Raw genomic sequence first — 25,983 nt, forward strand, 5'->3', positions numbered from 1 at the left:
GGAGAGTTAATATTCAACTACGAAAATTTGACGAATAGGAGTTAAGATGAGCGAGTACATCGAAAAAACGATGGAGTGGATAAAAAGAACCAATCCGGGCCAAGGCGTGTTCGTACAGGCTGCGACCGAGGTGCTAAACAGCCTCGAGCCGCTTATCAAAAGAGAGAGCAAGTACCAAAAACACGCGATCCTAGAGCGCATCGTCATCCCTGAGCGCACGGTGATCTTTCGCGTGACATACACAGGCGATGATGGCAGACCAAAGGTAAATAACGGCTACCGCGTGCAGTTTAACTCAGCTGTTGGCCCATACAAGGGCGGTCTAAGGCTCCACCCAAGCGTCGATCTTGGCGTGCTAAAATTTCTTGGATTTGAGCAAATTTTCAAAAACTCGCTCACTGGCGTAAATATCGGCGGCGCAAAAGGCGGCAGCACCTTTGATCCAAAAGGCAAGAGCGAGGGCGAGATAATGCGCTTTTGCCAAGCATTTATGAGCGAGCTATACCGCCACATCGGCAACACCGTAGACGTACCCGCAGGCGACATCGGCGTGGGCGCGCGCGAGATCGGCTATATGTTTGGGCAGTATAAAAAACTCACGGGTAGATTTGACGGCATACTAACGGGCAAGGGGCTAAACTGGGGCGGCAGCCTAGCTCGCACGGAAGCGACTGGATACGGGTTAGTCTATTTTACGCAAAATATGCTGCAAAAAGCGGGCCTTGGACTAGAGGGCAAAAAGTGCAGCATAAGCGGTAGCGGAAACGTCGCCATATACACGGTAGAAAAGCTCTATCAAGTAGGCGCGCTGCCTATCACGGTTTCTGATTCAAACGGATACGTTTACGACGCAGAGGGCATCGATCTAGCGGTGCTTAAAGAGCTAAAAGAAGTCAAACGCGCGCGCCTTAGCGAATACGTTAAATTTAGACCGAACGCAAAATACGTAAGCGTGAGCGAGTACAAAGAGGGTAGAAACGGCGTGTGGGACGTGCCTTGCGACGGAGCGTTTCCGTGCGCGACGCAAAACGAGCTGCATCTAGCCGACATAAAGACGCTCTACGCTAACGGCTGTCGCTTCGTGGCTGAAGGCGCAAATATGCCAAGTACGCTTGATGCGATAAATTTCATGCTAGCGCAAAAGGACTTTTACTTCGCTCCGGCAAAGGCGGCAAACGCGGGCGGCGTGGGCACAAGCGGCCTTGAGATGATGCAAAATGCCGGCATGACCGCGTGGAGCTTTGAAAAGGTCGATCATAGGCTGCACGGCATCATGAATCATATCTTTGAGCTTAGCTACGAGACTAGCAAGGAGTTTGGCGACGAGGGAAATCTGGTGCTTGGCTCAAATATCGCGGGCTTTAGAAAAGTAGCCGACGCGATGATAGATCAGGGATACGTGTAAATTTGCCCTAAATTTTGGAGGGATTTTGCTTCGCTTTAGCAAGACCGCTTTAACGAAGCAAATTTTAATCATTTCCGGCGCGCAACGCGGGAGAAAAATAAAAGCCGCCCAAATTTACAAGCTTTAAATTTAACGGCGAATTTACAGGCGGCGCAAACATAGGGCCGTCAAATTTGTAGAGCCGCGCCGACTAAAAACGCACCAAGGCTTGGTTAAATTTTATAAGCCTCAAATTTGAGCTAAATTTGAGAGCAAATTTTACCAAACGACAAGGCGGGCACGCACGCCTTGAGTCCCAAGGCGCATAAATTTACCCGCCCCGCCGCCGTGCGTCGCTTGCGCCTTTTTGATTTTGCGTAGCGCAAATTTACGCTGCTTCTCGCGCGCCGTGGCTCACAGCGGATGCGTCAGGCAGCACTTTCTAGTTACTTGCTCGATGTACTCTACGCTCAAATTTAACCCGTAAAGCTTGCTTAGATGCTCGCTTTCTATGATCTCGTCCACGCTACCAAAAGCCACCTCGCCTCCGCCCTTAACCAAAGCCACGTAGCCGCCTAGAAGCACGGCAAAATCGGGATTGTGAGTCGTTAGCACGATGGTGTAACCTTGCTCTTTTAGCTGCTTAACTGTGCGTAGGAATTTATACTGATTGCCAAAGTCCAGCGCCGAGGTCGGCTCGTCAAATACGATAATCTCGGGCTTTGCAGCCATCGCGCGCGCGATAGAACACATCTGCTTTTGCCCGCCGCTCATCTGAGTGATAAATTTATCCTCAAGATGCGTGATCTCAAGCTTTGCGGTAAATTCCTTCGCGATCGCCGTGTCCTCCTCGCTAGGCCGCGCAAAAATGCCCAGATGCGCCGCTCGCCCCATCGTGATAAACTCAAGCCCCGTGTAGTCGTACTCGCAGATCTCGCTTTGCGCGACGTAGGCCATGATTTTGGCGCGCTCTTTGTTGCTAAGCTCGGCGCTATTTTTACCGCTTAGCCAAACTTCGCCCGAGTGCGGCGCCTGCGTGCCGCTGATTAGGCTTAGCATGGTCGATTTGCCCGCGCCGTTTCGCCCCAGTATCGTTAGTATCTCGCCCTTGCCGACGCGTAAATTTACGTTTTCTAGCCTACCTGCGCCGTTTGGATAGGCGAAATTTAGATTTTTAACCTCAAGCATCACGCGACCTTTTTGTTTCGCCAGAGAACCCAGACGAAAAATATCGTGCCGATAAAGCCCGTAAGTACGCCCAGAGGCACCTCGCTCACGCTGATCGTGCGCGCTAGGGTATCGACAAATAGCAAAAATATCGCCCCCATAAATATACTAGCAGGCAGGCTGCGGGCGTTGTTCGCACCCACCAGCATGCGCGCCAGGTGGGGCATCAGCAGTCCCACCCACGCCACGATACCGCTCACGCACACGCTGCATGCCGTTAGCAGCGTCGCGCAGACGATGATGACGCCGCGCTCGAGCGTTACGTTTACGCCTAGTCTCGCTGCGCTCTCGTCGCCTAGCGAGAGTAGGTTTATCCTCCAGCTCATCGCTACGAGCAGCACCGCGCAGGCTATCATCACGGGCGCGATAAATTTAAGATTGCCCGCGTCGATCTTAGCTAGACTTCCTAGCTGCCAGTAGACGATGTCGGGTAGCTTGGTCTCGGGATCGGCGACGTACTTTAAAAAGCCGATAACAGAAGCCATCAAACCGCTAACGATGATGCCTGAGAGCACCAGCATCAGCGTGCTAGAGCGCCCCATCAGACGCGGTATGGATAGCGTCATGCCTACGGCTGCGAGCCCGCAGACGAAAGCTAACGCCTGCACCCAAAAAAGAGGCATATCAAACATGATCGCAACCGCGGCTCCGACGCAAGCTCCGGCCGAAACGCCCAGCAGATCGGGGCTAACTAGCTGGTTGCGAAAGACGCCCTGATACGCCGCTCCGCTGATGCTAAGCGCGGCTCCGACGAGGATAGCCGCGATGATGCGCGGTATGCGGATGTTTTCGACGACGTTTTGGATATTTGCCGCGACGTCCGTCGGCACTCCAAAAAAGCCGCCGATCACGCTAAGCACGTCGCCCGGAGCCACGTAAAACCTGCCGACGCCAAGCGCGACTACGCCGCAAAACACGGTCAGCGCTGCTAGCAAAATCAGCGTAAATTTAAAACTAATATTTTTCATCTTTCTCCTAAAATAAAATCTGCGTCCGCAGTAGCCCCGCACGAAAATCGCTTGCAAAAGGACCAAATTTGCCTTGCCGCTAACTTGGCGAGCGAAGCTTTTGTTTCTTATTTGCGATCGCCACGCAAAACAGCGAGCCAAAAGGCGGTTTTTTGCGATCTAGATAGCCCGCGCCAAGCACCGAATTTATGCCGCTTGGGTCAAATTCGCCCGCCGTTTTGCGTTTAAGGCTTGGCGCTAACGATAAATTTGAGCTTGGCACCCCTTGCCGCGCTCAAATTTAAATCTAACGTTTCCGCAAATTTTTGTCAAGCCAAATTTGGAAGCAAGCTTCCGCCGCGTCAAATTTCGGCTACTTTACGACGCGGTCCATCCATCTAAAAAGCTCGTCCAGATCATAGTCGCCGCCGTGACCTTGCCCCCAGGGCACCGCAAAATCAACCGCTTTGCCCGCATTTTGTAGCCCCAGCGCCAAGATAAGCGGCACCGCTAGAGCGGTGTCGGAGTCGGCTGCGCCGTGCCTGATACGGTAAAATTTGGCTGCGCTTTTATTGCCTAGATAGCTCATCGCGTTTACCATTTTTATGATTTTAGCGTCCGCGCTCTCGCCTCCACCGCGTTTTGCGCTAAATTCGGTAAAGTGCTTCGCCGCCGCGTCCGCATCGCCGAAAAAGTCGTTTTCGGGATTTTGTAGCTCTAGTCCGTCAAATGCGGGCGCAGCCTTAGCGCGCGGCATAGATAGAACAAAGTCTTCAAATTTAAAATCATATCCTAGCGTGCAACCTTGCGTTTCAAGCGTGAAAAACTCGGGCTTTAGCAGGCTTTTCTCGCGACTTTTTGCGGAGGCATAGGAGTCTGCTAGCGTCTTTTTGACATACTCTTTAAAGCTACCTTCGCCGCTAGGCTCAAGCGTTAGCGCGCGGCCTTTGGCGTCTTTTAAATTTAGCGAATTTACGTAAGCCGGGAAGGCTGATTTTAGCGCGGCGGAGAGCTCTTTTTGCTCTGCGGTTAGCTCGCCTGAGACGGTTTTTGGCTTACCGCTTCGGTCGTTAAATCCAGCCCCGTCAAGCGCGCTAAAGTCCATTTTCTCGTATTTAGTCTGCGCGCCGAACATCCACTCGTAGGCCGCGTCGGCGTTTTCTAAGTTCGTAACCGGGCAGTAGGCGGAGACGGCGTATATCTCGTCGCTAACCTTTGCGGCTCCGAGTGCTGCCAGATACGGCTCAAACTCGCTCGCGTCCGCCGAGACGCCAAGCAGCGCCGACATCGCTCCGCCCGCACTCGTGCCGTTTGATATGATTTTATTTGCGTCGCCGGCCATAGCTGCGTCGTTAAATTTTAGATACCGCACGGCGGCCTTTAGATCGACGATGGCGGCGGGCGCTTTGCCGCTAAATTTGCCGTTTGCGTCCTTGAGCGTCCTGCCTCTAGCTCCGGGCACTGCGACTACGTAACCGCGCTCAAGCGCCGCTAGTACCGCGTTTGGCTTGCCGTTTTTATCAAGAGCGGGCGTAAAAGGCTTGCCCGGCATATATCCGCCGATGGAGTTTGGCAAAAAGATCGGAGCGCTTGCCGCGTCAAATTTGCCCGCCTCGCTTTTGCTGCCTTCAAAATACTGCGCCGGGACGTAAAAATTTAGCCTCTGAAACCGGCTATCCACGGGGTTTGCTACGTAAACTATCCCCTCGTAGGCTCTAAATTTGACCTCTTTTTCGCCCGCTTTTATAGAGCGAGTTTCAAATTTATCCGGGTCAAATTTCAGATCCGCCGCCTGCGCGCTAATCGCCGCGCACAGGCAAGCCGCCGCGCCAAATGCAAGCGTCCCTTTTTTCATCTTTGCTTCCTTTTGATTTTGCCGGGTTTACCGGCAAAATCGCTCAAATTTGATTATTTGCTGCCGTCCGGATTTAGCCCTTTTAGGATGTAGTCAAATTCCGCGTCGCTAAGGTCGTAGTTCATAAATTTCTTATAAAACGCCTTAGTTTGGGCTTTTACGTCGACGTCCTTAAAGAGCTCCGGCTGAACGATCGTAGCCGCCCATAAAATTTGCAGCGCAGACTCCGCGCCGTATCTATCCCAGCTAAATACGCCTTTTGGGTTGCCGTAGACTTTTTTGTTTTTAACCGCTTTTAGTCCTGCAAATACGGGATCGGCGTAGATTTTCTCAACCGCTTTTTGATTGTCCGCACCGCCAACGATGATGATATCAGGGTCTGCCGCCACGATCTCTTCGGCCGTGATTTCTATCATACTGCCCTCTTTTTGCACCGCGTTTTTACCGCCCGCGTATTTTACCCACGTATCGATGATCGTTTTGGTACCGTCGATTTTTAGCAAGTTTGCGCCGCCTACGATGTGTAGCACTTTAGGGCGCGCAGCGTCCTTTAGCTTGCTCGTGCGCTCGGTAACTAGCGCGATGTTGGCATCTAGATTTTCGTTTAGTTCTTTTGCCTTGCTAGCCGCGTCGCCACCGATGATCTGGGCCGTTAGTAGCACGCTTTTTTTCATATCGTCGTAGTCGCGAAAGATCAAATTCGCCGCGCTAAAGCCGTTTTTAGTAAGGTTTTCTTGGAAATTTTTGTTTGACACGACGACTACGTCGGGCGCTAGTTTAACTAGCTCCTCGATCTGGATGTCGTTGCCGTTTAGCGCAGCCGGCACCTCTGCGATGCGAGGGTAAATCGCGGCAAACCACTTATTTTTCTTGATGAGATCGGTCGTAGTTACGATCTTGTCCGCGCCGCCTAGCACCAAGATAACTTGGTTGTTTGCGTGCCAAAGCGCGGCTATCTTTTGCGTTTTGGCCGGGATTTTGACCTCGTTACCCGTCATATCGGTGATGGTTTTGACCTCGGCTCCTAGCGCGACGATAGCGCTTAAAAGCAACGTCGTGAGAAATTTTTTCATCTTTTGCTCCTTGTGAAGTATAAATTTATAATATTACAAAAATGCATATTAAAATTTGTGGAATATTACAGAAAAGCATATTAAAATAAGATATATTTTTTAAAATTTAATCAAGAAGCGAATTTAAAAGCTAAATTTAAGCAGCCCCGCCCGTGGTTTAGCAAGCGGGGCTAAAAATCACTCGTGGTGATAGTCGTCGTAGATGACCTTGTTGGTTTGGAATTTGATGCGTTTTAGCTCGCGAATACGCAAAAACTCCTCCTCATCGATCCTTTGGATCTGGATGGCAGCCTTAAAGGTCGGGGTCTTACTGATGAAGTCCCAGCCGTTGCTCGTTAGCTCGTTGCAGCAGCTCTCCCAGTAGTGATAGGTCATCTGTATGACGCCGTCCGGGACGATGCCTGTGACGTCTGCTTTGATGACGATGTAGCCGTATCTACTCCATGCCTTGATGAAGTCTCCTTGCTTGATACCGTAGCGCTCGGCCAGCGCAGGATTCATCTCAGCGATTGGTCCGATACTGTCGCCGCCCTCTTCGATAGCTTTTGATCGTCTAGTCATGACGCCGCCGGCGTACTGATAGACTTTACGCGTAGTTAGCAGCTGTATCGGATACTCGGCATCGGTCGGCTCGTCCACGCTGCCGGCCATCACTTCGTATTCAGGCGGTAAATTTACGCGTTTAGCAAACTCCGCTTTTGCCGGCTCGATATCTGCGACGCTCTTTACGTGCAAGCAAGGGATAAATTTACCTTTGCCGTCGGGCGTAAAGAATTTTTTATCTAGATATAGGCTCTGTCCGCCCATGTCGTTTTCATCAGGGCACGGCCAGTGCAAGCCGTGGTGCTTTTTGATGCGGTAGTAGCTCATGCCGCCGTATCTTCTAGGGTCGCACTTGCGTACTTCTTCCCAAATTTCTTCAGGGGAGTTAAAGTTAAACCCTTCCGTCGCTCCGAGCCTTCTGGCGATCTCGCAGATGATCCACCAGTCTTGTCTGGCGTCTCCCGGAGGCGTGATGACGTGCTCGTTGTGCTGTACGCGGCGCTCGGCGTTGGCGTAGAGGCCTTCTTTTTCGCTACTTGCCACGCCAGGTAGCACGACGTCGGCTTTACGCGACGTTTCGGTTAAAAATATATCCTGAACCACGTACATATCTACTTTAGAGATCGCTTTTAGGAAGTGGTTGGTGTTTGGATCGGTCATAACCGGGTTTTCGCCCATCGTCCAGAAAAAGTGCACCCTGCCGTCAAGGATGGCGTTTGGCACTTCGGTTTTATGGATGCCGATTTTACCGTTTAGGAAGCCAGGCTCTAGATGCCAAACCTGCTCAAACCACTCGCGCTGTTTTGGATCGGTTACCGAGCCCAAATTTGGGAAAATATTTGGCAACACGCCCATATCGCAGCAGCCTTGGACGTTTTCTTGACCGCGTATCGGTAGGTCGCCGCTACCTAGCTCGCAGATATTTCCCGTTAAAAGAAATAAATTTGAGATATCGCAAACCGCGCCTACGCCGTGGTTAAAGTGCGTAACGCCCATACCGTGCGTGATGACGGCCGGGCGGATAGTCGCGTACATGCGAGCCGCTTTTCTCACGTCCTCAGGATTTAGGTTGGTGTAGCTAGCGATGGCTTCAGGCGAATAGTCCTTGACCGCTTCGCGTACGTATTCTACGCCCTTGGTGCATTCGTTTACGAAGTCCCAGTTAACTAAATTTTCCTCGAAAATAACGTAAAGAAGCGAGTTTATAACAGCGATGTTATGCTCGGGCGCTAACTGCAAATGCACGTCCGCTCGGCTGGCAAATTCCGTCTTTATCGGGTCTACCACGATGAGCTTAGCGCCGCGGTTTAGCGCGCGCTGTATGTGCATAGCCGCGATCGGGTGGCCGTTTTCTGGGTTTGAGCCGATCATCAAGATACAATTACTATAAGGTCCGATCTCCGTAAAGCTGTTTGTCGCCGCTCCGTTACCGATTGTTTTGGCAAGACCTGCCACAGTCGGAGCGTGTCAAATTCTAGCGCAGTGATCGACGTTATTCGTGCCGATTACAGCGCGCATTATCTTTTGCGCGACGTAGTTGTCCTCTAGCGTACAGCGAGCCGAGTAGTTGCCTACTAGCGCGTCAGGGCCGTATTTTTCCTTGACCTCTTTCATCTTTGCGACGACTAGATCGAGCGCTTCGTCCCAGCTAGCCTCCTCGAGATCTCCGTCTTTGCTAAATACGCCATCTTTTTTGCGGATTAGCGGTTTTGTTAATCTATCAGGCGCCCCCACGTAGTCCCAGCCGTAAAAGCCCTTTAAGCACAGATTTCCCTGATTTACGGGGTTATCCTGCACTCCTAGCGCGCTTCTTATCACGTTGTTTTCGACGTGAAGCTCGACCTGACAGCCCGTGCCGCAGTATGGGCATATGACTTTGCCGGTCTTCGTCATTTTTTCTCCTTTTTTATATGCAGATTTTGCATATTTATTAAATATGAAATATTTGCATATTTGTCCTTAAAAAATAATAAAAATCCTTAATACTTTAAATCAATATTTTGATTTAAGATTTTGTTAATTATTTTATGTAGCGTATGGGACTCTAAATGCTGCTACATCGTTATTTTAGCTATATCGTATTATTTATGAATAAGAATAACTTAAGAGCTTTTATTAAGATTAGAATTTGTAATAGTATTAACACGGCTTAAAAAAATAGTTTAATGCTTAATATAACTTAATTCGCCCGAAATATCCAAAATTCAGCCGCGAAATTTACGAGCGTAAATCTAGAAAATGCGTTTTGCGCCGCTATTTTAAATCCCGCAAAGCGCCGGAAACGATTTTACGGTTTTATTGCGCGAAGCAGGGTAGATTTGGTTTTAATGGTTTTAAGCGTTTATTTTGATTTTCCGATGCACCAAAAGCTAAAACCGAGCCAGATAATCTAGCTCGGCCGAATTTAGCAGGCGCCTGGCGCGTATAATTCGCGCAAGAGCCGTCGCCTACGTAAATTCGGATCGAATTTGACCGCCGTTTAGACGGTAAATACGCACTTTGCGGGCGCAAACGCAAAATTTATAAGTTAAAAAACGGCTCGATCATACGGCAAAGCGTATTTCACGATCCTGCCGCATGCAAACTAGAGCCGTAAAATGCGCTCCGACCAAGGCAAATTCGTCAAAAACCGTGCGCCTTTTTTAGCTGCGGATCGATCGGCTTTTTCGCGCCGTCTTTAGTTACGCTCACGTAGGTCGCGATCGCGGAGGTAACGTGTATGCGCTCGCGAAAACCCGCCGCGTTTAGCCGTAGCGCCGTGACTTCGATCTTAGTTTTGATCGAGGTGTTGCCCGCGGCGATGATTTTGGCGTAGCAGCTCACGACATCGCCGACGAAAACGGGCTGTTTAAATATAATCTCTTGCATCGAGATCGTCACGACGCGCTCGGGCGAGAGCTCCCGCGCGGCCTGCGCGCCGGCTAGGTCGATCTGGCTTAGTATCCAGCCGCCGAATATATTGCCCGCCGAGTTTGTGTCCTTTGGTAGCGCGACTTGTTTTATGCGCGGCTCGCCCATACCCTCTAACATTTCTTCCATTTTTTATCCTTTCGTTTTAGATTCGTAAATTTAGCGACTATTTGCCGCGTTTGGCTTGCTTGCCCTCAAGTAAATTTACCGCGATTTTATCAAATTTTACTTTTTAAATTTTACGCCCGAATTTAAGGCAAATTTGATGCAAAAAACCAGGACTTGCAGCAAATTCGGTAAATTTGCGAAACGCGACATACAAATTTAGCCCGCAAAATCCGTATCCTAAAAATGCTAAACTCAGCGCCAAAAAGGTGCGGGTTTAGGCCGCTAGAAAAAGGCAAATTTGACGTAAAATTTGGGTTAAATTTGTATGCCGGGGCCGCCAGATTTAGCGCAAATTTGCCTCGGACTACTTTTCTCCAGCTTGCCATTTCTCCCATTCGCCGCTCTCGTCAAGCTCGTTTCCGATAGCCTTGTAGCGGGCGCAGTAGTGCTCTACAAAGGCCCTTGCCTGCGCGTGTTTAGGCAGGTAGCTTTTGCCCTCTTTGTCGCAAAATTTCGCCAAAAACTCGCCCGCCGGAGCGCGCCTTGCGTAGTGAAGCGCCAAATTTTTGTAGTTTGCGAGGCAGATTTCTTTAAATTTAGCGTAATGCTCGCGGTCAAATTTGACGACCAAAGCGCCGCCCTCAAAGCTAAGCGCGCCCGAGTCAAACAGCAAGCTAAGATGGATAAGCCCCTCGCAGTAGTACGCCCGCACCTCATCGACCTCGCGCCATGCGATGAGCCCGACCGCGCGGGCGATCAGCTCGTGAAATACGCTCATCTCGTAGCCAGCCTCGCCGCCGATAAAGAAATTTACCAGCCCGCCCGTAGTCGCCTTATACTCCTCGATAAATTTAAACTCGCCGTCCGCGTTCATCGTCTTTTCCGTGTCGGTACCGACGAAAAGTATATGCCCAAACTCGTGGCCGATCGTGGAGATTTCGTAGGTTTTCTTCCAAATTTGCGGCTTTTTAAACAAAATTTCGCGCCCGTAGTCCAAAAACTCGCGCGAAAAAATCTCGCCGCTAAGCTTCATAAACGGCCGCGCCTTGGCGCTCTCGTAAACGTGCTCGACGAAGGCGAATATCTTTTTGCCCCGCTCCTTGCTCACGGTCTCGTCGTTTGGCACGACCTGCGCGGAAAATAGCCCGTTTAGCTCGGCGCCGTAGTAGATCATCGGCACGCTGATGTATGTCTGCGTTCTAGCGACGTTTTGCGTAACTTGGCGCGCGAGCAGGGCGTCCTCTATCCCGCACTCGCGGCAAATTTGCTCGTAGGCGCGGATGACGCTGGCTTTAAACTTCGCCTCGTCAAAGTCGCTCGCACCCGCTAGCCTAACGTCCCACTCGAGCGCGACGGCATGCGTGTAGGCGTCCTCGTAGTACTCGAGCGGATGACCGGGCTGTAGCGGGCCTTTTACATCCATCCATGCGCGCTCGGCGTCCTGCCACGCGGGGATCGTGCGGTCGTTTTCTCGCTCGCAAAACGCTGCTTTTAGCTTTTCAAAGTACTTTACGTAAGCTCTTTGCTCGTCGTTTGCAACTAGCGATTTTAGATTTTTGATTAGCGCATCCAGAGCGTCCGCCACGCGTTTTACTTCGTTTTCAAAAGCCACGGCATAGGGCGCAAAGGCGTATTTTTCGCCGTTTTTCATAACTGCGCCGTAGCTTCGCTCGCCCTTTTGCTCGCCGTCTTTTTGATAGAGGCGGTTTTCGTCGATAAATTTGATCGCATCGGCCATGCTTGCAAATTTAGCTTCGAATTCTTTATTCGTCGTTTGCAGGATTTGCTTGTCCCACGCGCTTTGCCACGCGTTCATCGCTAGCCCCGCGCCGTGCATGCCGCTAAGTAGCGCCAGATAAAACTCGTCTAAAATTTTTTCCTCTTTTACTCGCGCCAACAGCTTTTCAAAGCGCGCCTCGTAAAACTCGCGCACGAGTTCAAAAGCTTCATCTTTTATGCGCCCTATCTCGGTCTCCTCGCGACCTTGTTTTTTTAGCTCGTTTTCTAGCGGCTCAACCTTTAGATCGACGATGCGGCGCAAAACTGCGACCTTTTCGCTCTTTTGCCCCTTAAAGCCGGCGATTTTTAGCATCTTTTGCACGACCTCGCTAGGATTATCCAGCTGCCTATACATCGCGTTTAGCTCGTCTTTGCCTGCGGCTACTAGCTCATTTAATCTTTTAAAATCGTTCACGTTTGTCCTTTTTAAAATTTGGCGTATTTTAGCTTAAAAATGCTGGACGCTGAGTTAAAAAACCTCAAGCTCGGCTAAATTTCGCGCCTTTAGCCAAAGCTCTAAAAATTGATTTATCTTGCGGCTTTATCAGCGAAATTGCGCTAAAATCGGACTAAAATTTAACGAAAAACCGAGAAGACGATGAAAACTCAAGAAGAAAAAAAGACAAAAAAAGAAAAATCAAGCCGGCTGCAGCACTTTCCGATCATGTTTTACACCGTAGTTATGGGGCTTGGCGGACTGGCTCTTGCTTACGAGCGACTAAATTTGATCTTTGATATCTCAGGTGCGGTTTTTGAGATTTTGCGAGGCGCGGCGAGTCTAGCCTACGCGCTCATCTGCGCTTGTTACGCGGCTAAGCTGATAAAACACCCACAAGCTTGCAAGGCCGAGCTGTTTCATCCCGTGCAGGTAAATTTTTTCGCCGCGTTTTCGATCGGCACGCTGCTGGTAGCGACGCTTTGGAGGGATTTTGCGTCCATTTACGACACGCTTTTTTGCGTGGGCGTAGCATTTCAGACCTTCATCACGCTGCACGCTATGTCTTTTTGGATACGTAGCGACGTAGAGCCGCAGCACGCTAGCCCGGCGTGGTTTTTGCCTATCGTAGGCAACCTTTTCGTTCCGTTAGCCGCGCCTGCTACGAGCGAGTTTGCGTGGTATTATTTTTCGGTCGGGATATTTTTTTGGCCAGTAATTTTAGCTATTTTGCTCTATCGTCTCATTTTTTGCGCCTTGATGCCGCCTAAATTTATCCCGACGCTTTTTATCACGGTAGCTCCGCCCGCGATGGCGTTTTTAGGCTATACTAAGCTAACGGGCGGCTTTGACGCGGCGGCTAAAATCATGCTTTACGTTACGCTATTTTTCGTACTTTTTATCATTTATATGTTTAAAAGCTTTCTTGGGATTAAATTTTCGCTTTCTTGGTGGGCGTTTACCTTTCCTACGGCAGCGGCAAGCGTCGCGTTTTTACGGGCATTTGAGCTTTGCGGGATCAAATTTTTCTTATTTGCGGGAGCGGCAGGTTTTGCTATCTTATGCGTTTTTATAGGTATCGTGGGCTTTTATACGGTAAAAGCGATATTTAGCGGAGAGATTTTTACGGCGCAGAAGTGAGATTTTAGCGTAAATTAGGCGAAAAAGACGCTAAATTTAAGAGCTAAAATATCGCGCTATTTGCTTTAGCGCGGGCTTTAGACGTTTGTCGCCGCGTTTAATTTAAACCAAGCGGCAAATTTAGCTTTCTTAAGCGCAAATTTAGATGGGCCGTAGCGACGCTTAACCATAGCGTTTTGCGAGATTTGCGTCGCCTAGCCTATCCTAGCCAAAAAAGCGAATTATTTTAGCAATCCGCTTGATTTTAGCATATTCGTAATCTCTTTAACCTCGGCCGTACCCTTATGGCAAGCGACTTCTTGCTCCTCCTTGCTTAGCTTTTTTATGCTAGCGTAGTCGGCCTCAAACTCTTTTTTCGTCGCCTCCGCGCTAAATTCCTTATTGCCCTGAGCTTTGGCTTGTTTTTCCATCGCGTCGATGAACTCGTAAGAAACCTTTTCGTACTCTTTGCAAGCAGCAGGAGTTTCCTCGGCCGCCAAATTGCCGGCAAATACGCAAAGCGCGACTAAAAATAACGATTTTTTCATGTCTTTCCTTTTTTGAAGATGCAGCGTATGGTAGCGAAATTTAGCTAAATTTTGCCTCGCAGCGCGATCATTTCGCTAAAAGTTATCTCGCGGGCGTAAAATTTAACTCCGAGCGAGGCGAGTTTGTCTTGTAGCGCTAGCGCCGACTCCTCTATGCCGCTAAAAAGGCAAAGCGGTAAATTTTGCGCCCTCTCTTTAGTCGCCGCAAAGCTCCCATCTTCAAAAAATTTCTTTAAAAATACGAGCGTTTTTACCTTGTCCGCGCCCAGATCCTCGATAAAAACGCTGAAATATTTATATTCAGGCTCCTCGCGCGCTTCATCTTGCTGCGCGTAGTCGTCCGCCAGCTCGCGGTAAAATTCGTTGCTTAAATCAGCAAGCGGAGCGATCGCTTCAAGCGAGCAAGGCGCCTCAAGCGCGGCAAGTGCGGTTAAAATTTCTTCAAATTTAACGATGTCGTCCGCGACCTTTATCGGCTTCCACGAGCCCACGCCGTGATAGGCAAAATACACGGGTGAAGCGTCGCCAAGGGCAAAATCGACGAAAAACGGATCATCCATGCCGTTACGCGCGATGACTCGCCAGCTCTTGCGCCACTGTCCGGGCGCGTCGTCTGCTAGCTCCTCGCCCGTTTTGCGGCTAGCGAGCCTGTATCCTTCCTGAAAACTCTCAAACTCGCCTTCGTCAGGATAGAAAAACGGTAGCAAAATGCACTCTGAAACGATGCATTTGCGGATGAAATTTCGGATCAAATTCGGGATTTGCACGGCAAGGCCTTTGGGTTAAATTTGAGCCAATTTTAGCAGAGTTTTTAATCCGCGCAAAATTTGCGTTCAAATTTGACGAATACGAAAGAAAATGGGCTTAACCAAGAGATAAATTTTACGCTCCCGCTCAAACGGATGCGGCGCCTGACTTCGTCAGCACGAAAATTTCGGCTCGCCTTCGTATCGCCTGAAATTTTCGGCGCATATGTTTTCGCTAGAAGCGCAAAATTTCAGCAAAGGGCAATGTTTGCTGAAATCGGCTGATTGCAAATTTGAGCGCAAAAAAGGGAAGCCAAAATTTTACTAGCTCTACAAAAAGCACTTGCAAAAGGCACACAATCAAGAAACGTAAGCGGAAGTATCGCGGAGCAGATTTGCTTGTTTTCTACTCCGCTACGCTCGTAGCTAAAAAAGAAAAAGTAAAATTTGAGCGTACGCTAGGCATATAGCCTGCGGAGCGAAAATTTTACGAGATCAAGCAAAGATGCCCGCGAGACGACGCGCCGCCCAAAAAACGTAAGCGGAAGTATCTTGCGATGAATTTAAATGTTTTGAAGTAAATTTCGTCCCAAGACTAGGCAATTAGCCTGTCGCAGGGCGAAATTTACGAAATCATTTAAAGGCGCGCAAGAGACGACGCGTTAAATTCTACAAAGATTGTAGGATTTTAGGTTTCGAAAACGCCGTTATAGGTTTAATCTCCCCCTTAAATTTCTCAATCTGCGCTAGCACGGTGTGAGCCGAGTTGCTCTGCGCGAGTTTGGACGTGCCTTTGTCAAATGTTAGCACGTTTACGCAACCGTGCTGGCAGAGGCTCTTTTCGCCCCAAATTTCCGGGTCGTACCATGCGCCCTCGCAGATAGCTACGACGTGCTCGGGCACTATGTCGGTGACTAGCACGCCCGCTAGTATCTCGCCGCGGTCGTTAAATACGCGCGCGACGTCACCCGTGGCTAGGCCGCGCTCTTTGGCGTCTTTTGGATTTATTAGCACCGGCTCTCTGCCGCTAACTTCGGCGAAATTTCTAATTATAGAGTTGTTTAGCTGACTGTGCAGGCGGTAGCGAGAGTGCGGGCTAACGACGTGTAGCGGGTACTTTTTGCTAGCGTTGCCTAGCCACTCTTTCGGCTCGATCCACGTAGGCATCGGCGGGCAGTCGGCGTAGTTCATCTTCGCTATCGTCGGCGAGTATATCTCTATCTTGCCAGACGGAGTGCCTAGGCGGTTTTTGGCAGGATTTTCGCGGAAGGCGGCTAGGCGAGTGTAGAGCGCGTTGCTCTCGTCGTCTTTTTCAAATCTCACGAATCCTTTTTCGTAAAATTCCTCAAAGCTAGGCATGCTTAAATTTAGCCCCTTGGCCTGCTCGGCCGCGTCGGCGTAAAATTCTTTCATCCAGCCGAGCTCGTCCTTGCCCTCGCTAAACGCCTCGCCGTAACCCCAGCGTTTGCAAATTTGCTCGCAGATCCAAAAGTCGCTCTTGCTCTCGCCCATCGGCGCGATGACGGGCTTATAGGCTACGATGTATTCGCCGCTGTCGCCGGTTTGGTTTATGTCGTTGCGCTCGACTTCGATAGCTACGGGTAGTACGATGTCGCTAAATTTCGCCGTGCTGGTCCAATAAGGCTCGGCGGTGATGACGGTTTCGAATTTTCTCCACTGTTTAACTGCATTATTTACGTCTTGATGGCGCGTAAACATCGAGCCTGAGGCCATATACGCCACTCTCATGCGAGGTAGTTTAATCTTAGTGCCGTCGTAGTCGATCTCTTTGCCCGGATACTCCAAGGCCTCGATGCTGCGAGAGGACGGAATGGTGACGTTTTTAGCGTCTTTCCAAGGAGCCTTGCCTAAATTTTCGTATTTTTCGCTAATGCGCGTGCTGATGCCTTTTAGCGTCGGCGAAATTTTATTCGTCATACCGCCAGAGTCGTATCCTAGGCTAAACTCAAAGCCAAGGCCTTCTTTACCGATATAGCCTAGCATCGCGTTAAGAGCTATAAGCGCCCAGAAAGGCTGCTCGCCGTGGTCGGCTCTTTGAAGCGCGCGGCCTATAAGGATAGTCGTCGGTTCTTTGGCTAGCGCCTCGGCGAAGCTTTTTATCTTATCCGCCGCTACGCCGCAAATTTTGCTCGCCCACTCCGCGTCTTTTACGACTTTGTCGGTCTCGCCCATAAAGTAGTCTTTAAATTTATTAAATCCGACGGTGTATTTTTTGATAAATTCCTCGTCGTAGAGCTTGTTCGTAAACAGATGGTGGCACATGCCGATAATTAACGCCGCGTCGGTATTAGGGCGTACGATGATATTTTCGGAGCCGAAGTAGCGCGCCGTGTCGTTTATCATCGCATTTACGCTATATGTTTTGATGCCCGATTTTTTAAGCTCTTTTATACCTACGTAGCCGTCGTGCGTAGGCGGAATGGATGAAATTTGATTGGTTACCACAGGATCGGTCGCCCAAAATACGACGTTTTTAGCGTTTTTAACTATCGCCGCCCACTTAGTCGGCGTATCGTAAACCGCGCTTGAGCCTAGCACGTGAGGCATGATAACCAGACCCGCCCCCGTCGAATAATCGCCGCTTTCCTCCACGTAGCCGCCTAAAATTTTAAGCATCCTGTGAGCGACCGTACGCCCCCAGCTGACCTTGCCGCTGCCGCCCCACCAGTAGCACTCACCGTAGATCGCTTCGCTGCCGTATTTCTCGTGGGCTTCTTTTAACGCCTTGGCGGCAAGATCAAGCGCGACGTCCCAACTAACGCGCACGAATTCCTCTTTGCCTCGCAGTTCGGATTTAGCCGCGCCCTTGGCTTTTAGATAGCTTTTGCGCACCATCGGATACAGCACGCGAGCCTCGTTTTGCACGGAATCAGGCAGGCTGTAATTCATCGTATTAGGAAATTTATCGCCCTCGAAATCGCTAACGGAAACTATCTGATTTGAGTTGGTATTTGCCCAAAAAAGCCCGAATCTGTTCGCGCCGAATACCTTTTTGTTATCGAAAATCGTCTGCGTAACGCCTTCTATCCTGCTAGCCTGCGCAGCCGTAGCCGCCAATGCCGAAAATTTGATGAAATCTCGTCTTTTCATCGGTTTCTCCCTTATTTTAATTCTCGCAGGAGCAAGCCCCCGCGCCTTGCGCTTGCAGTCGCGAAGTCGCAGACCCAAGCAAAGCCAAATCGCCGATATTTGCGGCACCGGCGCGATTTGGCGACTCGTTTTCCGTTATTTACTTTTAAAACTATATTTTATTAGCGGCGCTCGCTTTTTGCAACGCGGCTCTTTAGCGAGCAAGACGCCGCAAATTAAATTTGCCGCCGCAAAACATAAAATCCAAATTTAAAGAACAAGCGTCGCTAAATTTTACGCTTCAAGCGACGAGCAAATTTGATCTGGGCGCTAGGCGCGCCAAAGCCCTATTCTACGGTTTTTGCGTTATGCTGTAGGTATTTAACGATCAAATTTAGCTCCGTCTCCTCTAGCGAGACGTAGTTCGTATCGATCATCGACTGTAAATTTGCCGGCCACTGAGCCGCCGTAAAGCTGTTTGGCTCGTGCAAGCGGTGGCACGCCGAGCAGGTCTCCTCGTACTTTTGCTGAGCTTGTTTATATAGCGCGTTTGCGTCGCTACCTAGCGCGTCTGCGGCGACTTCGTACGTGCCCTCGACCTCATACCAAAGCTCGCCGTAGTCGTCCTCGACCTCTTTTATTTTCTTAAAATTCGCCTCACTCTCGGCATCAAAAACCGTGAAAATCTCGGCATTTTTGACGCTTCGCTGTATCTGAGCCAGGTAGTTTGCCGAAACGGCGCCTTTTACCTTGATTTTAGCCTTTGCGCCGTCTTTGGAGACAACCTCTACCGGCGTTAAAACCTCGATCTTGCCGACCTTTTTACCGCCTAGCGATATATCGGTCGTCTTTGTTAAAACCTCGGCGTTTAAGCCTATCGCCGCCGCACAGGCCGCGATCAAAACGAATTTAAAACTTTTCATCGCACTTCCTTAAAAAAAATTATTAATGTAATTTTATAAATTTAGCGCTTAAAATTACATCACTATATTTTATTACGAAGCGGGTTTTGTATATTAAAAGAGTAAAATTTGAAGTAAGAGTGCGGCAAAATGGGCCAAATTTGAGCTTTACCCAAATTTGCCGCGAAAGTAAAAGCCGCGCAAACGGCGGCTAAATTTAACGAGCGATCAGTGCTTTTTAAGCCCCATCGCAGCGACGTCTAGCGCGATCTCTTCGTTATTTATCGTGATTAGTCCGCGCTCTAAAATTTTGCTTGCGATTGCGTGCGCTTCGTCAAGCGAATGCATTTTATACGTGCCGCACTGATATTTGTTAAGCTCGGGGATATCTTCTTGATTTTTGACGCCTAGGATATCCTTCATCGACGCCGTCCACGCGGCCTTGACCGCCTCCTCGCTCGGCACGCCGATAACGCTCATATAAAAGCCCGTCCTGCAGCCCATCGGCGAGATGTCGATGATTTCAACGCCCTTGCCGTTTAAATGATCTCGCATAAAGCCTGCAAACAGATGCTCTAGCGTGTGGATGCCTTTTTCGGGCAAGATTTCTTCGTTCGGCTTGCAAAAACGCAAATCAAACACGCTTATATCGTCGCCCTTTGGCGTTTTCATCGTCTTTGCCAGGCGCACTCCGGGTGCGTTCATCCTCACGTGATCGACGCAAAAACTATCTAGTAGAGGCATATTTTCTCCTTATTTTTAACATAAATTCGGCGTGATTTTAGCTAAATTTGCTAAATTTTAGCTCAAATTTGAGCTAATTAAAAGCCCGAATTAGCTCAGTTGGTTATCAAACAGCCTTAAAAAATTTAAGTAACCCTCACGCGCTAAAATCGCTTTAATGCAGTGCGCATAAATGTAAAAATTTGACGGAAACTAGTTCAAATTTAGCGCGGTAAAGCCAAATTTGATATAAAAAAGAGTTAAATTTGAAAGAAAAAATCGGGCAAAAGCCCGACTAGAAGTATTAAGTTTTAAGCAAAATGAGGTTTGATCTGCTCTATCCAGGCGCTGATTCTAGGCTCGGTTTTTTCGCTTTCGTTATCGGCATCAAGCGGAAGACCGACGAATTTACCGTCTCTTACGGCTTCTGATTCGTCAAATTTATATCCGTCCACGGACACTGCCCCCACTACGTTTGCGCCTGCTTTTACGACCTCATCGTAAAGTTTGCCCATCGCGCCGCAAAAGCTATCTGCGTAGCTCTCGGCATCGCCCGTGCCAAATATCGCAACCGTCTTGCCGCTAAGCTTTAGTCCGCCAAAATCAAACGCGTCCCAGTCGTCTTGCAAGTCGCCCGTACCCCAGGTAGAAACGCCCAAAATCAGCTTATCAAAGCCGTTTAGCTTAGCCGCGTCGCAGTTTGCTACGTTTAAAAGCTCGTTTTCTAGCCCCAAATTCTCGGCTAAAAAGCTCGCCGCCTCCTCAGTATTTCCCATACTGCTTCCAAAAATGATACCTATCATTTAAATTTCCTTTAAAAAATATGATGACTTATCGTGTAGGGTACCAGTCGCAGCGATCCGCCGCATCCGCACTCCCGTCTTACCTCGATGTAGCGCGAGAAATTCGCATTTCTCGGAGCTACGATGAACATCCTGTCAAACTCTCCGCCGCTAAGCGCCTCAAAGCCCCTAGCGATCTCGCAGTTAGCCAGATGAAACCGCTCTTTGGTTATCTCTTTAAAGCACGGCATAACGCCGAAAAGCTTGCGCCCGCCCTGCTCGGCGAAGATAATCCCGTCTTGAAAATAAACGTTTTTATCAAAATGTTTGGCGCGTATTTTATCATAAACAAACTGAGAAAACATTATGTCCGCGTCAAAACAAATTCCGTTTTGGGATTTTAGCATAAGGATTAGCTTGGCGGCCAGGTGTTTGGGGGAGACGGCTAGCGGCGGAACGGCGTCAAATTTGCCCGTTTTATAGGCGCAGATGACGGCGTTTGAGGCGATACAAAAGCTTGAAATTTTACTTCGGCTAGGATTTTTAAACTCGCACAGATCCTCGATGCGCTTTAGAAAAATTTCCTCCAAATTTAAGCCCGAATACGCATAAATAAGAGGAATTTTTAGCTCGCGACCTGCGCAACAGTTATATAAATTTATAAAAATTCGAGCTTTATTTACCGCGTCAAGCCCTGAAAAAATACTTGGAGTTATTTCTCCAATACCTGATAAAAAGCCGAATTTCATCTATCAGTCTTTTACCTTGCAGCATCCAAATTCCTTATCTAGCCCAAAGACTTTGCAATACTCGCTAAACACGCAGCTGACGCTTCTTTTGGCGCAGACGATCGGGATATTGCGCTTTTTGGCTTGGTTTTTTATCGTTTTCATCGTGTTGTGGTTTAAAAAACTGGTTAACATCACGACGCACTCGGTATCTTGCGGGATCGGTTTGCGATTTACGCGGTTTTCGTTGCGCGCGTCCCAGTGTTCGATCGCTTCCGCGCCGAGGTCTTTTAAGACTGCTTTTATAGGCGTTATCTCGTCGGCTCCGATAACTAAAACTGACATTTTGGACTCCTGTTTATTTGATTGTGATTATTATAAAATAGATTAGCTAAAAAATAGCTTAGTTATGAGAGTTGTTATCATTTAAGTAGAAATTCGTAACGTTTATTAAATTTACTTGATCAGATCCAAGAAATCAGCGCATAAAACCGTCCAAACCTCGTTAAATTTTGCCAAAATTAAGGCGCGCAAATTTAAGAGTTGCGATATCTCTAACGACAAACTTCTTTTTATAAGCACGGCAAAAGCGGCAATGCACACGTCATAAACTGCGGCGGCGACGCATTAGAAAAACCTAATAACGAAGGCTATAGCTCTATTTTTGGATAATAAAAAATACGAGCCTACCTTGATAGACGGCGAAAATTTAGAAAAATGAGCTATCATAGGGTGCGGCGCATGTCAAAAAAGGCGTGGTTTAAAGGGATTTTGAAGCTGTTTTTGAAGCTTCTGAGGCAAATTGAAGGTTTGGCTTTCAAAATACAAAAAACCTAAATTTTGCAAATTTTACGTTTTTAGTTCTTATTTTTCCTTATGTTTCTATCTGCTAAAACAGCGTTTTTAACGCTGTTTGCTCCACATTTTACCCATTCTTGCTTTTACCTTTTATAAGATTTATCGTTTGCGGGTCTAAAAATACAGTTAAAAATCGTAACGCCGAATGCTAAAATACCCTGCAAACCGTAAATTTACGCAAATTTATCTAAAGACGCGAAGTAAATTTAACCCCTTTGCGTCTAAAAACTACGACAACGCCGCCTCTACCGCCGCATCAATGTGTATCTGCGTCGTATCAAAAAGCCGCACATCCGTATCCGCCTGCGATACCAGCATGCCTATCTCGGTGCAGCCAAGTATCGCTCCTTGCGCGCCGCGCGACCTAAAATCCTCGATGATGCGCAAGAAATTCGCCTTTGAGCTAGGCGCGATTTTGCCGTAGCAAAGCTCCTCAAAGATGACGCGATTTACTTCCGCCATATCCACCGCGCTTGGCAAAAGCACCTCCGCGCCGCCCTCTATCAACCGACTTTTGTAAAAATCCTGCGTCATCGTATAGACGGTGCCGAGCAGCCCTACTTTGGCGACGCCGGCGTTTTTTAGTGCTTTTAGCGTGGCGTCCGCGATATGCGCTACAGGCACGCTAACGGCGCCTTGTACGGCATCAAAGCACCTGTGCATCGTGTTCGTGCAGATGAAGATAAAATCCGCCCCGCCGCCTTGCAAGATCCTCGCGTGCCGCGCCAAAATTTCGCCCGCGTCCTCCCATCTGTTTTCGCGCTGGCAGGCCTCGATCTCCTCGAAATTTACGCTGCTTAGCAGTATCTCCGCGCTGCTAAGGCCGCCTAGACGCTCGTTTATTTTGCGATTTATTTGCTCGTAATACGTTATCGTAGACTCAAAACTCATTCCGCCGATTAGGCCGATTTTTTTCATATTTGCTCCTTAAATTTCGGTGATTTTACGATTTTAAATTAAATTTGCTCTAAATTTAAATTTGGCCCGCCGCGTTAAATTTGGCTACAAACGCCTAAAATAACGAGCTAAAATTAGGCGCGTAAATTTTTTAGCCTGCGCCGTAAAAGGGTAAATTTAACGAGCCGATGAGGCCGAATTTACAAAGGAAATTTAAACGCTCGGCTCGGAAGATAGCTTAAAGAAGGTAGTTTAAATTCGGCATGCCTGCAATCCGAATTTGCGAGCAAATTTTCTCTTTGACTCGTAAATTTTATCGGCTCAAAGCGGTGTTTTGATTACTTCGCGCGGGCGGATTAAATTTACGGCCTTTGCGGTTTGGCAGAGCTTTATCTTTTTGCAAGGCAAATCGTTTGCAAATTTTACCCGTTCGCGTCCGCAAGTCTTGCGTCTACGTTTTTGGCGCGCTTTGCCAGAGCCGCTTCGGCGTTTTTTTATGCGAGCTTGGCACCTAAGCCACCTCCGTTTTACGCCCGCAAGTGCCTAAAACCGCATTTTGCCGTCAAATTTCACCTAGATCCCGCCCATTGCCGTGCAGACATCGCCTCTTTACGTTTTAGCGCTTTAATCTCGCGCCGTGAAATTTACGCGCCGTTTACACATAGTCGTTTCGCGCGGTAAAATTTATAAAATTTCGCGCGAATTTTACTCGGGCTTTTATCATCGCTTCGCCGCTTTTTTGAGCCTTGCGCGCCAGATTTCCCGCCAAAGCGGCACAAAGCCGAAAATTAAGGCTTTAAAGTTAAAGTGAATTAGCCCCACGAATTTAGCTAAATTTACTCCCTCGGCAGTCCGTTTTTATCAGACTTGTCGCTGATTAGCCTACCCGATTCGTCGTATTTTTTAGCGCGGATGAGCCTGCCGCGCTCAAACTCCCCTTCAGCCTCTAGTTTGCCGTTTGCGTAGTAGTGGCGCGCCTCGCCGACCTCCAGCCCGTCCTCAAACATCACCCTGGCTTTTAGCGCGCCGTTTTCGTGATACTCCTCGTATAGCCCGTGATAGCGTCCGTTTTTAAACATTACCTTTGCGGCCAGCGCCCCGCTCTCGTAGTAATCCAGTCCCGCGCCTATTTGGCGGCCGTCTTTGTACTCGTATTCGCCTCGTAGCTTGCCGCTTGGGTAGTATTCGCGCGCGACGCCGTCCTTTTCGCCGTTTTTGTAATTTTCTACCACTCGCGTTTTGCCGTTTTCGTAAAATCGCTTCCAAACGCCGTTTTTGCGGTCGTTTTTATACTCGCCCGTCTCCTCCACGGCGCCGCTTTCGTAGTACCATTTTTCCGCGCCTTCTCGCTTGCCGTCCTTATACGTTCGCACGCCGCGGATCTTGCCGCTTTTGTAGTAGTCGAAGTCCTCGCCGTTTCGCAGCCCGCCGACGTATGGGCTGCGTGCGCTAACCTCGCCGCTAACGTAATAGTCGGTAAATACGCCCTCTCGTCTGTCCGCCTTGAAAAAGCCCTCCTGCTTTAACGCGCCGCCCTCGTCAAAGTAGTAGCGGCGGTAACGCCCGTCGCGGACGTCATTTTTGTATTCGCTCTCGCCCATCAGCGCGCCGCTATCTGCGTGGTAGTGCTTCGCCGTGCCCTCGCGTACGCCGTTTTTTAGGGGGTATTCGTTTGAGGGTTTGTCTCTGCCGTCAAAATAGTCTCTGTATCGCACCGCCGTGCCGCCCTGCACGTCTATCTCGCGTATAAGCGTAGGCGGTAGCGGCTTTAGCCTCGGATAGACCATGCCCATCGCATTTACGCCGTATAAGTCCTCGACGCTGTATCGAAGCATCTTTAGCGTGCCGTCGTAGAGCTTGCCGTTTACGTAGTAAAGCCCGTTTTTTAGGCTCGCTTCGGGCTTCATTACGACTTTTGGCTCTAGAGCTTGCGCACCGATGGCTAGAAGCGGAAGTAAAAATAGAAATTTTAGGATTTTCATGGTTTTCCTATTTTGTTTAAATTGGGTAATTTTAAAATTTGAAACTAAATTTAAGATGAAGTTCTTACTGCTGGTTTTTGCTTCTTAATAATTAATTCGCAAGTTGCTTTTTGATAATATTTCACATAATATAAATTTTAGCATGTGCTTGATAGTGAGGTTTAAAAAATGGATTTAGATAAAATTTTGAAAGCGCCAATAGAAGAAATCGAGCAAAAAGACCTTGAAAGGTTTCAGGAGCTCGGGATTCTTAGTAAAAATCTGCAGTTTTGGGAAGTAGCAAAACCCGTGAGATCATATTGGATTGAGAAATGTAAATACGAAGAGCAGGTTTTTTTCATTTTTTATTATTTTTTCTTCGATTCGGATCTAAAACCAGAAAATAATATAAATTTAGAAAAGTATCTACAAAGCGATGAGCCAAATATAATCCTGCAAAACTGCCATATAGGGAATCAAAAAGATATAAAAAATTTAAACAAAATCAAGCAAGCCATTATAGTTACCGACTCTAAATTCCCTAACATCAGCTCTTGCGAATTTGAAAACGAAGTATTTTTACGCAATATCAATAATAGCAGTGCATTTAGCGGATGCGAATTTGCAAAAGAAGTTTACGTAGATGGATATGCGTATTTTCATTCGTGCACATTTAACGGCGATTTCATATCCAAAAACGCTAGACAAGATATATCCTTTGCAAGTAGTATCTTTAATAAATCTTTTGAATTAGATACAAAAAATGAGTTGAAAGAGGTAAAATTTGAAGCCGCCTATTTTAAACAAAAATTTACTATGGATATAGGGAAATTTAGCGTTCTAGATTTCTCATACGCAAAATTTGATTGCGAGCTTAATTTGCACGCAAGGCAGTTTGACGGGATAAATATAGATTTTACCAAGGTCACATTTAACAAAAAGCTAAGTTTTAATAAGAGCATAATTAACTGCGAAATGCTTTTCAAAGAAGCTTGTTTTGAAGATGACTTAATTTTTACAGAAGCAAAATTTAATGACGTAGTAAATTTAGATAAAACAAAATTTAAAGGAAAAGCGCAATTTCGCGGAACTAAATTTAACAGAGCAATACTAACTGAAACAAATTTTGAAAATAAAGCCGACTTTTCAAATGCGGTATTCAACGAAAAAGCATATTTTACAAATGCTATTTTTAAGGCGGATACAGACTTTAACTCTGCCACTTTCACCGATGAAGCACGGTTTTTAAATGCAAAATTTAAAGATACGACTACTTTTGAAAAAGCTAATTTTAAAAGTGAAGCAAATTTTACAGATGCCGTTTTTGAGAAAGAAACAAAATTAAATAATATATTATTTAATTTTGT

At 48.0% G+C, this 25,983-nt stretch carries 21 protein-coding genes; 3 read left to right on the top strand and 18 right to left on the bottom strand.

Annotated elements, in window-relative coordinates; genetic code table 11:
• The first annotated feature begins 46 nt into the window (after positions 1-46).
• A complete protein-coding gene (gene gdhA / locus QZ157_RS08330) occupies positions 47-1,405 on the top strand; it encodes an NADP-specific glutamate dehydrogenase (protein ID WP_295144303.1) in 1,359 nt (452 codons plus the stop codon).
• 393 nt (positions 1,406-1,798) lie between these two features.
• Here gdhA and QZ157_RS08335 read toward each other — a convergent pair whose 3' ends face one another.
• The 8 genes from QZ157_RS08335 to ciaB form a co-directional block, all read right to left on the bottom strand.
• The gene (locus QZ157_RS08335) at positions 1,799-2,572 is read right to left on the bottom strand and encodes an ABC transporter ATP-binding protein (protein WP_295144306.1); all 774 of its coding nucleotides are present in this window, start codon (positions 2,570-2,572) and stop codon (positions 1,799-1,801) included.
• Positions 2,572-3,579, bottom strand: a complete 1,008-nt coding sequence (locus QZ157_RS08340; protein ID WP_295144308.1) for an iron ABC transporter permease — start codon at positions 3,577-3,579, stop codon at positions 2,572-2,574. The genes QZ157_RS08335 and QZ157_RS08340 overlap by 1 nt, the downstream gene beginning before the upstream one ends.
• A 79-nt stretch (positions 3,580-3,658) precedes the next feature.
• A complete protein-coding gene (locus tag QZ157_RS08345; protein WP_295144311.1) occupies positions 3,659-3,841 on the bottom strand; it encodes a hypothetical protein in 183 nt (60 codons plus the stop codon).
• A 90-nt stretch (positions 3,842-3,931) separates the two neighbouring features.
• Positions 3,932-5,413 carry a subtype B tannase gene (locus QZ157_RS08350; protein ID WP_295144314.1) on the bottom strand — a complete coding sequence of 494 codons (1,482 nt, stop codon included), beginning with the start codon at positions 5,411-5,413 and terminating at the stop codon, positions 3,932-3,934.
• 53 nt (positions 5,414-5,466) lie between these two features.
• A complete protein-coding gene (locus tag QZ157_RS08355; RefSeq protein ID WP_295144317.1) occupies positions 5,467-6,486 on the bottom strand; it encodes an ABC transporter substrate-binding protein in 1,020 nt (339 codons plus the stop codon).
• 177 nt (positions 6,487-6,663) lie between these two features.
• Positions 6,664-8,922, bottom strand: coding sequence for a molybdopterin-dependent oxidoreductase (locus tag QZ157_RS08360; RefSeq protein ID WP_295144318.1), 2,259 nt, complete (start codon positions 8,920-8,922; stop codon positions 6,664-6,666).
• Between the two features lie 729 nt (positions 8,923-9,651).
• Complete coding sequence (locus QZ157_RS08365) at positions 9,652-10,068, bottom strand: acyl-CoA thioesterase (protein ID WP_295144321.1); 417 nt, start codon at positions 10,066-10,068, stop codon at positions 9,652-9,654.
• Between the two features lie 343 nt (positions 10,069-10,411).
• Positions 10,412-12,241: an invasion protein CiaB gene (gene ciaB, locus QZ157_RS08370; RefSeq protein ID WP_295144324.1), complete on the bottom strand. Its 1,830-nt coding sequence runs from the start codon at positions 12,239-12,241 to the stop codon at positions 10,412-10,414.
• A gap of 183 nt (positions 12,242-12,424) precedes the next feature.
• Between ciaB and QZ157_RS08375 the strand changes: the two genes are divergently transcribed.
• The gene (locus tag QZ157_RS08375; RefSeq protein ID WP_295144325.1) at positions 12,425-13,402 is read left to right on the top strand and encodes an SLAC1 anion channel family protein; all 978 of its coding nucleotides are present in this window, start codon (positions 12,425-12,427) and stop codon (positions 13,400-13,402) included.
• A gap of 221 nt (positions 13,403-13,623) precedes the next feature.
• Here QZ157_RS08375 and QZ157_RS08380 read toward each other — a convergent pair whose 3' ends face one another.
• The 10 genes from QZ157_RS08380 to QZ157_RS08425 all read right to left on the bottom strand — a co-directional run bounded on the left by QZ157_RS08380 (position 13,624) and on the right by QZ157_RS08425 (position 24,637).
• Positions 13,624-13,929: a lactoferrin binding protein gene (locus QZ157_RS08380; RefSeq protein ID WP_295144327.1), complete on the bottom strand. Its 306-nt coding sequence runs from the start codon at positions 13,927-13,929 to the stop codon at positions 13,624-13,626.
• A gap of 44 nt (positions 13,930-13,973) precedes the next feature.
• A complete protein-coding gene (locus tag QZ157_RS08385; protein WP_295144330.1) occupies positions 13,974-14,696 on the bottom strand; it encodes a hypothetical protein in 723 nt (240 codons plus the stop codon).
• Between the two features lie 648 nt (positions 14,697-15,344).
• Positions 15,345-17,786: a molybdopterin-dependent oxidoreductase gene (locus QZ157_RS08390; RefSeq protein ID WP_295144333.1), complete on the bottom strand. Its 2,442-nt coding sequence runs from the start codon at positions 17,784-17,786 to the stop codon at positions 15,345-15,347.
• A gap of 326 nt (positions 17,787-18,112) precedes the next feature.
• A complete protein-coding gene (locus tag QZ157_RS08395) occupies positions 18,113-18,688 on the bottom strand; it encodes a hypothetical protein (RefSeq protein ID WP_122866512.1) in 576 nt (191 codons plus the stop codon).
• Positions 18,689-18,895: 207 nt separating this feature from the next.
• Complete coding sequence (luxS, locus tag QZ157_RS08400; RefSeq protein WP_122866513.1) at positions 18,896-19,411, bottom strand: S-ribosylhomocysteine lyase; 516 nt, start codon at positions 19,409-19,411, stop codon at positions 18,896-18,898.
• Between the two features lie 290 nt (positions 19,412-19,701).
• The gene (gene fldA / locus QZ157_RS08405; RefSeq protein WP_009492535.1) at positions 19,702-20,193 is read right to left on the bottom strand and encodes a flavodoxin FldA; all 492 of its coding nucleotides are present in this window, start codon (positions 20,191-20,193) and stop codon (positions 19,702-19,704) included.
• A gap of 11 nt (positions 20,194-20,204) precedes the next feature.
• The gene (locus tag QZ157_RS08410) at positions 20,205-20,921 is read right to left on the bottom strand and encodes a hypothetical protein (RefSeq protein ID WP_295144341.1); all 717 of its coding nucleotides are present in this window, start codon (positions 20,919-20,921) and stop codon (positions 20,205-20,207) included.
• 3 nt (positions 20,922-20,924) lie between these two features.
• A complete protein-coding gene (locus QZ157_RS08415) occupies positions 20,925-21,245 on the bottom strand; it encodes a DUF2325 domain-containing protein (protein ID WP_002949171.1) in 321 nt (106 codons plus the stop codon).
• 741 nt (positions 21,246-21,986) lie between these two features.
• A complete protein-coding gene (locus QZ157_RS08420; RefSeq protein ID WP_295144347.1) occupies positions 21,987-22,676 on the bottom strand; it encodes an aspartate/glutamate racemase family protein in 690 nt (229 codons plus the stop codon).
• A gap of 815 nt (positions 22,677-23,491) precedes the next feature.
• On the bottom strand, positions 23,492-24,637 hold the full coding sequence (locus tag QZ157_RS08425; protein ID WP_295144350.1) for a toxin-antitoxin system YwqK family antitoxin: 1,146 nt from the start codon (positions 24,635-24,637) through the stop codon (positions 23,492-23,494).
• 168 nt (positions 24,638-24,805) lie between these two features.
• Here QZ157_RS08425 and QZ157_RS08430 point away from each other — a divergent pair.
• On the top strand, positions 24,806-25,983 hold a 1,178-nt coding region (locus QZ157_RS08430), incomplete at its 3' end, for a pentapeptide repeat-containing protein (protein ID WP_295144352.1).

This window comes from uncultured Campylobacter sp. (assembly GCF_905372745.1).
In the GTDB taxonomy this organism is placed as follows: Bacteria; Campylobacterota; Campylobacteria; order Campylobacterales; family Campylobacteraceae; genus Campylobacter_A.